We start from the raw sequence: 6000 nt of genomic DNA on the forward strand, positions 1-6000 counted from the left end.
AGGGGCCCATGAGCGAACCGAGCCTCCTGCCGCCAGGGACCGATCCCCCTGACCCGCGCCGCCTCCAGGCGTACTTCGCGCTGAGCGAGGCCACGAGCCTGCTGAACGACCAAGTCGAACAGCACCTGCGCGCAGAGGGGAACCTGAGCACGGTGCAGTTCCAGATCCTCATGCGCCTGGCCTCCGGTGACGGACACGCCACGATGACCGACCTGGCCGATGGCCTGGTCCATAGCCGCAGCGGCCTGACTTACCAGGCAGGGCTCCTCGAACGGCGCGGCCTGATCTCACGGGACCGCAGTCCCGACGATGAACGCGCCACCCTCGTGACTATCGCCGAGGAGGGCGCAGAGCTCATCCGGCGCATCCTGCCCGGTCACATCCACGTCGTGCGCACACTCCTGCTCGACCTCCTCACCGACCAGGAGAGCGACCAGCTCGCCGACATCATGACCCGGGTCCGCGACCGCATCCGCGCCGAACCTCCCCGCTCGGCAAGGCGACGCCGGGGTCCGAAGAGACACCTGCCGGGCGCGACCGAGCCTCCTGCAGTGCTATAGCCGACGTCAGCGCGAGAGCGCGGCGATAACCGTGTCTCGAACGAGCGCGGGCGCGGCGTCAGCCGTGATCTCGCCGCGGTGCACCGCGGCAGATCCGCCGTGAAGGATCGCCTGGATCACGCTGATCTGCCAGTCGATCGGTACGTCTCCCCGGAACTCGCCCGCCGCGCGACCACGCTCGAGAAGGCGCCGTGCGCGGGCAGAGGGCTCATCGTGAGCGCGATGCATCTGCTCGGGTGACAGTGCCTGGGAAGCGGCGACCACGAGCGCGCCGAAGCGATGCGTCAGATGCCAGGTGGCTTCCAGCAGCCGACCGAGCGCATCGCGTGGGTCACCGTCGACGTCGATCCGCGCGAGCTCTTCCTCTGTGTGTGCGATCGCGCGCTCGGAGACCTCGCGGAGCAGGGTGGCCCGGGAGTCGAAGTGGCCGTAGAGGGTGATCCGGCCGACGCCGGCTTCTTCGGCGATCTCGTTCACGCTCGCGTCGGGGTTGACGGCCAGCAGCCGGGTGGCTGCGTCGATGATCGCCTCGATGTTGCGCAGGGCGTCGGCACGCTTGGGGCGCGTCGCCGTGCCGCCGTCGCCACGGGCACTCGTTCCGGTAGGGCTGGGACCCATCGACAACCTCCTAGCATAGACAACGCTGTTCATGTTACCGGGTGATGTGCGACGGCCCACTCAGGCAACTCAACGTTGGGGGCTGAGGAACCGGTGGCAGTCGACCGCGACCGCCCCGCCCGGGACGGGCGCCTGGTGCATGAAGGGGCCGTCGTCGATCCAGCCCTGCCGCTCGTAGAAGCGCCGGGCGCGGGCGTTCCCGGTCGCCACCGCCAGCCAGGCATGCCGGTGGCCTCCTGTGATCACGACCTGTTCCGCTGCGGTGAGCAACGCCGCGCCGATACCGACGCCGCGTGCAGCGCGGTCCGGGTAGAGCTGGTCCACCTGATCGCCGTCGATCGTCACGAATCCGGCGACGACGTCACCCCGAACGGCGACGAGCGTGTCGGCGAGGAGTTCATGGGCACGTTCAGCGAACGAAGCGGGAGTGCGTGCGACAACGAGGGCATCGGCGACATGGCCGAGGTGCGCGTCAGCCCACCCTTCCTGCCAGATGCGCGCGATGCCGACGGCATCGGCTGGCACCGCTGGCCGGATTTGGACGAGTGCACCCGGTTTCCGGGTAGCTCCCTGGCCAGCGGCTTCGACGCTACGCGGCGTCTGCATACGATCGCCCCTTCCCATCAACTCGAACATTGGCGTACAGTTTATCAAGTTGGACATTCGTGTTCAAGAAGAAGGAGTCTGGAGATACCGCCACCATGACGCAGGAAGAGCACCGCGGCCCGGCACGGCTCAGCCGCCGAGGTCCGCGATGGCAACGGGCCTGGCCGGCGGCGCTGGGAGTGCTCGTCGCAGCAGCAACCGCCTATGGGCTGAGCGACGGACGAGATGTCGCGTCCATCGTCGCCGCCTCCGGGCTGGCGTACTTGGCGGCAGCGGCCACTGGGCGTCGATGGGCTGCGTGGGTCGCCTTCGGGATCACGTTCTCGCTGGTCGCGCTGGACAAGTTCGCCGGGCTCGACGCGACACGTGGATCCTCGCCCTGGCCGCGGCCCTCCTGGCAGTGGGCCTTGTGGGTCGACGCACTCGCCCGTGGTGGGCGCTGCCGCTGCAGACCGCTGCGATGCTCGTGCTCGGCTCGACCGCAGTGCTCGCCGTTCGCCTGAATATGACCGTCGGTGGCCTGCTGCTAGCCGCGGCGCTCCTCGCCCACGCCGCATGGGACATCCACCACCACCGCACCGGACGAATCGTGGATCACTCGTTCGCCCAGTTCTGCGCAGTGCTCGACATCCTCGTCGCGGCCTTCGTCGCGGCCATCGCCCTGACCTCATGACGGCCATCAGCGCACCGCAGCAGCCCTGGACACGGATCGAGGCTGACTCCGGGGTGCTGCTGCGCCGCCCGACTGCCAACGATGCCGCGGGAGTGTTCGCGGTCCACCGCGACCCCGCCGTCTACCAGTACGACCCACAGGAGACCCACCCCGATCGCGACCATACCGCCCAGTTCCTCGGGCCGATGCTCGCGCACTGGGCAGAGCACGGGTTCGGCTACTGGGCGGTGCTCGTACCACGTGCTGTGTGGGCAGGCGGCGTCCCGGGAACCGACCGCGCGGATGGGGAGCCCATACAGCCGGGCGGCGTCCTCGGTGATTGTCTCTGCGACACTGCGCTTTTGACTGCGCGACGAGGCGACGGAAGTTGCGGTCCGATCCGTCGTAGCCGGCGGTGCGGGCAACCAGTAACAGCCGTTTCGCGGTGATGCGGCCGTGTGATCGTTTGACACGTTCATCGACCAGGTCGGCCACAGCGTCGTAGTTGCGGGAACGCTCAACGTGCTCCGGTGGCGAATCGTCACCGGCCTCGAACCGGTCAACGACACGCTTCACAGTCTTGTGGAGTCTTGTGGGTGGTGCCGCACAACTCGGCGGCCCCTCGGCAGCTCCCGACTTCGCGGTAAGCAGAAATGATGTCCATACGGTCCTTCGCAGACCACAATTGGAACTCCCCGGCGGTGATGGTGAGTGGTTGGCACGTAACACCGTCATCGCCTGGACCTTCAGTTCCGGGTCGACACGACGAACACAAGGCGGGGACTTCTATCTGGCCACCAGTGGGGACCTCGACCTGGCCACCAATGGGGACTTTCTCATGGCCATGGACACGCTGGCGCAGCCGGACCCGCCGCCGCGACGCGGTCGCCCGGTAGCGCCCACCTGCTGCGGGGCAGGCCAGCCACCACGGTTGCCGGCTTGCCCTGCAGTCGTCTCCACGCTCCACTTCGAGGAGGACGATCATGAACCCGACCCCCGATCCCGGCGACACTCACGACGGCGAGGTGCCCCGGACCTGTCCAGCCTGCCCCCGGCACTACTGGCGCAGGTCAAGCGCATGGTGCAAGCCGAGTACGCCAAAGACCTCCGCGCCCAGCTCGGCACCGTGCCCCGCACCGTCAACTGGCATGCCCTGAGCCCGGTCGATCTCGAACACGAACTCCTCGAGCTCAACGCCTTCGTCGACAGGATCCGCCACGAGTACGGGCTGCCGCCGCAGATCATCCCACCCATGTGGCACCGCCACCCCGAGCTGATCTGGTAACTGTCCGCACTGAAACAGCATGGGAGATCTGCTACGACCAGCAAGCCAACGGCAACATGGGCATCGTCTGGCACAACGACTTCGCCATAGCGCGTGAGCGCCTGCGTGATTGGGTGACCATCTCCAGCACCCGCCTGGACCGCGACCGCGCGACTCGCGTCACCGCATGGCCCGGCGGCGAAGCAGAAGACTTCACGCCACCCGACACCACCGAGCATCCCGTCACCGACCGCACCGACGACTTCCTCGCGTTCGTCGATGAACGAGTCGCCGCGCGCCGCGCAGAGCAGGACCGGGTCGTGCAGGAGATCATCGACAGCGAATAGAGCGACGCGTTCATGCGGGGTGCCCGTCTCCGTTAGCGCGCCCGTCGGACGCCACTCGTACCTGGGCGGTATGACACGTCGGACACATCGAACCAGCACCGATACCGGAAGGCGCCTGTACGCGGAGCCCGTGAAGCGGCCCGTTCCCGACATGCAGCGGCTGGTGGATCTCGTGCTCCATCTCGCCGAAACCGAGCACCGTGCCGCAACCCGCGCCCGGGCCGAGCCCGGAGGTGCCGGCGGCGGACAGCCCGTGGCGAACAACGGCGCGGCAACCCTGCCCGGCAGTGGCGAACCCAAGGTTCAATAGCACCCCGCGCAGGCCGGCGACGACCGGATCCGCATAGAAGCGGGCCCGAGGACGATGAAGGAGGACATCGTGACTATGCTGATTGAACCGGAAGCGTCGGTAACCCGCGAACCGCTGCCGTTGACGGCCGTGACCTACCAGCGTGCCCCACCGAGGAGCAGGCACTCAAAGGCGGACGCGCCGAGGGGTTCTCGATCCCCGCGCAACGCGAAGCGAACCGCCGCAAGGCCGACGAGCTCGGCGCGACCGTGGTGGAAGAGTTCACCGATCCGGGGAAGTCTGCCCGATCGGCCGACCGGCCCGACCTGCAACGCATGCTCGCATACGTCAAGGCACACCAGGTCACCTACTGCATCGTGCACAAGGTCGACCGGCTCGCCCGCGATCGGTTCGTGGACGTGACAATCCAGCACGCCCTCACCCAGGCGGGCGTCATCCTCGTCTCCTGCAGCGAGAGCATCGACGAGACGCCCTCCGGTGCGCTCGTGCACGGGGTGATGGCCACGATCGCCGAGTACCACTCCCGCAACCTCGCCGCGGAGGTCACCAAAGGTCTCACTCAGAAGATCGCGACCGGCGGAACCCCCAGCAAAGCACCGCTGGGGTACCTCAACGTCCGGCGGCACACCCCGGAAGGACGCGAGTATCGCACCGTCGACATCGACCCCGACCGGGCAACCTGGTCCGCTGGGCGTTTGAGACCTACGCCACCGGCGACACGTCCGTCGAACGAGTGCTGACCGACATCACCGCCCGCGGGCTCACCACCGTCCCGTCCCCTCGAAAGGCAGCGAAACCGGTGAGCCTGTCCGGGTTCTTCAAACTGCTCCGCAACCCCTACTACATCGGGCAGATCCGTTACAACGGTGCCGTCCATCCCGGCAGCCACGAACCCCTCATCAGCACCGAGACCTGGGAACAGGTGCAACGTCTGCTGTCCTCACGCGCCAGCGCGGAGGTCCGCTACCGCAAGCACGAGCACTACCTCAAAGGCACGCTGTACTGCGCTGCCTGCCCGCCCGGCTCCAGTTCGCGTTCGCCAAGAGCCACACCGGGTCCGGTACGCCTACTACATCTGCACCGGCCGAGCACGCAAAGCCACCACCTGCACCCGCAAAGCCATCCCCGTCGGCGTCGCCGAAGACCTCGTCGCCGCCTGCTACCAGCGGATCGGGATCAGCGAGGACACCTACAACGCCCTCGCCTCTCAGGTCGACGCGGCGTTCGAGGAGCGCCTCGCGTCCCGGTCCCAAGAACTCTCCGAGCTCGCCGCGAACCGCAAACGCCTCCACGACGAGTCCGACAAGCTCCTCGCCACGCACTTCGCCGACGCCATCGACCTCGAGACCCTCAAACGCCACCAAGACCGCATCCGCGCCGGCCTCGCCGAGATCGACCGCAAGCTCGACAGCGAGCATGAGGAACACACCGGGCACCGCAAGCACCTCGCCACCGCGATGGGCCTGCTCACCCGTTGCGCGCAGACGTACATGCAGTCAGACGACAACGGCAAGCGCCTCGCCAACCAGGCGTTCTTCAAGCGCATCTACATCGGCGAAGAGGACGAACAGCCGACGCGGTACTCGCCGAACCGTTCGCCGCTCTCGCACCAACGGATGTTTCGCGCGTCGCCGGTTGTACTA

The 6000-nt window shown here is 67.5% G+C and carries 10 protein-coding genes and 3 pseudogenes; 9 read left to right on the top strand and 4 right to left on the bottom strand.

The genetic code is table 11. From position 1 onward, the window contains the following. Nucleotides 1–8: 8 nt before the first annotated feature. Nucleotides 9–560 carry a MarR family winged helix-turn-helix transcriptional regulator gene (locus QSJ19_RS19185; RefSeq protein WP_286322582.1) on the top strand — a complete coding sequence of 184 codons (552 nt, stop codon included), beginning with the start codon at nucleotides 9–11 and terminating at the stop codon, nucleotides 558–560. 6 nt (nucleotides 561–566) lie between these two features. Here the strand turns inward: QSJ19_RS19185 and QSJ19_RS19190 are convergent, their stop codons facing one another. Then, a complete protein-coding gene (locus QSJ19_RS19190; protein ID WP_286322583.1) occupies nucleotides 567–1178 on the bottom strand; it encodes a TetR/AcrR family transcriptional regulator in 612 nt (203 codons plus the stop codon). A gap of 69 nt (nucleotides 1179–1247) precedes the next feature. Then, a complete protein-coding gene (locus tag QSJ19_RS19195) occupies nucleotides 1248–1703 on the bottom strand; it encodes a GNAT family N-acetyltransferase (RefSeq protein WP_286322584.1) in 456 nt (151 codons plus the stop codon). A gap of 490 nt (nucleotides 1704–2193) precedes the next feature. Here QSJ19_RS19195 and QSJ19_RS19200 point away from each other — a divergent pair, with 490 nt between their 5' ends. Together QSJ19_RS19200 and QSJ19_RS26855 are read left to right on the top strand one after the other, a co-directional pair. After that, nucleotides 2194–2457, top strand: a complete 264-nt coding sequence (locus QSJ19_RS19200; protein WP_286322585.1) for a hypothetical protein — start codon at nucleotides 2194–2196, stop codon at nucleotides 2455–2457. Next, nucleotides 2454–2690 (top strand): annotated as a pseudogene (locus tag QSJ19_RS26855) (GNAT family N-acetyltransferase); the annotation flags it as partial. The gene QSJ19_RS19200 and the pseudogene QSJ19_RS26855, both read left to right, overlap by 4 nt. A gap of 52 nt (nucleotides 2691–2742) precedes the next feature. Here the strand turns inward: QSJ19_RS26855 and QSJ19_RS19205 are convergent. Next, nucleotides 2743–3121, bottom strand: a pseudogene (locus QSJ19_RS19205) (IS21 family transposase); the annotation flags it as partial. 30 nt (nucleotides 3122–3151) lie between these two features. Here QSJ19_RS19205 and QSJ19_RS19210 point away from each other — a divergent pair. The 5 genes and pseudogenes from QSJ19_RS19210 to QSJ19_RS26860 all read left to right on the top strand — a co-directional run. Next, a complete protein-coding gene (locus QSJ19_RS19210; protein ID WP_286322586.1) occupies nucleotides 3152–3721 on the top strand; it encodes a hypothetical protein in 570 nt (189 codons plus the stop codon). 56 nt (nucleotides 3722–3777) lie between these two features. Further along, the gene (locus tag QSJ19_RS19215; RefSeq protein ID WP_286322587.1) at nucleotides 3778–4047 is read left to right on the top strand and encodes a hypothetical protein; all 270 of its coding nucleotides are present in this window, start codon (nucleotides 3778–3780) and stop codon (nucleotides 4045–4047) included. Between the two features lie 130 nt (nucleotides 4048–4177). Next, nucleotides 4178–4357, top strand: a complete 180-nt coding sequence (locus tag QSJ19_RS19220; protein WP_286322588.1) for a hypothetical protein — start codon at nucleotides 4178–4180, stop codon at nucleotides 4355–4357. Between the two features lie 194 nt (nucleotides 4358–4551). Continuing rightward, entirely contained in the window at nucleotides 4552–5097 is a 546-nt protein-coding gene (locus QSJ19_RS19225) for a recombinase family protein (RefSeq protein ID WP_286322601.1), read from the top strand. After that, nucleotides 5091–5243: pseudogene (locus QSJ19_RS26860) on the top strand (hypothetical protein); the annotation flags it as partial. The gene QSJ19_RS19225 and the pseudogene QSJ19_RS26860, both read left to right, overlap by 7 nt. A gap of 100 nt (nucleotides 5244–5343) precedes the next feature. Here the strand turns inward: QSJ19_RS26860 and QSJ19_RS19230 are convergent. Next, nucleotides 5344–5793 (bottom strand): hypothetical protein, encoded by a 450-nt coding sequence (locus QSJ19_RS19230; RefSeq protein ID WP_286322589.1) that lies wholly within the window; start codon nucleotides 5791–5793, stop codon nucleotides 5344–5346. Between the two features lie 21 nt (nucleotides 5794–5814). On the opposite strand from QSJ19_RS19230, the gene QSJ19_RS19235 reads away from it, so the two are divergent. After that, the coding region (locus QSJ19_RS19235) for a hypothetical protein (RefSeq protein WP_286322590.1) at nucleotides 5815–6000 on the top strand (186 nt) is incomplete at its 3' end.

The organism is Gordonia sp. ABSL11-1 (assembly GCF_030315685.1).
Lineage (GTDB): Bacteria > Actinomycetota > Actinomycetes > Mycobacteriales > Mycobacteriaceae > Gordonia.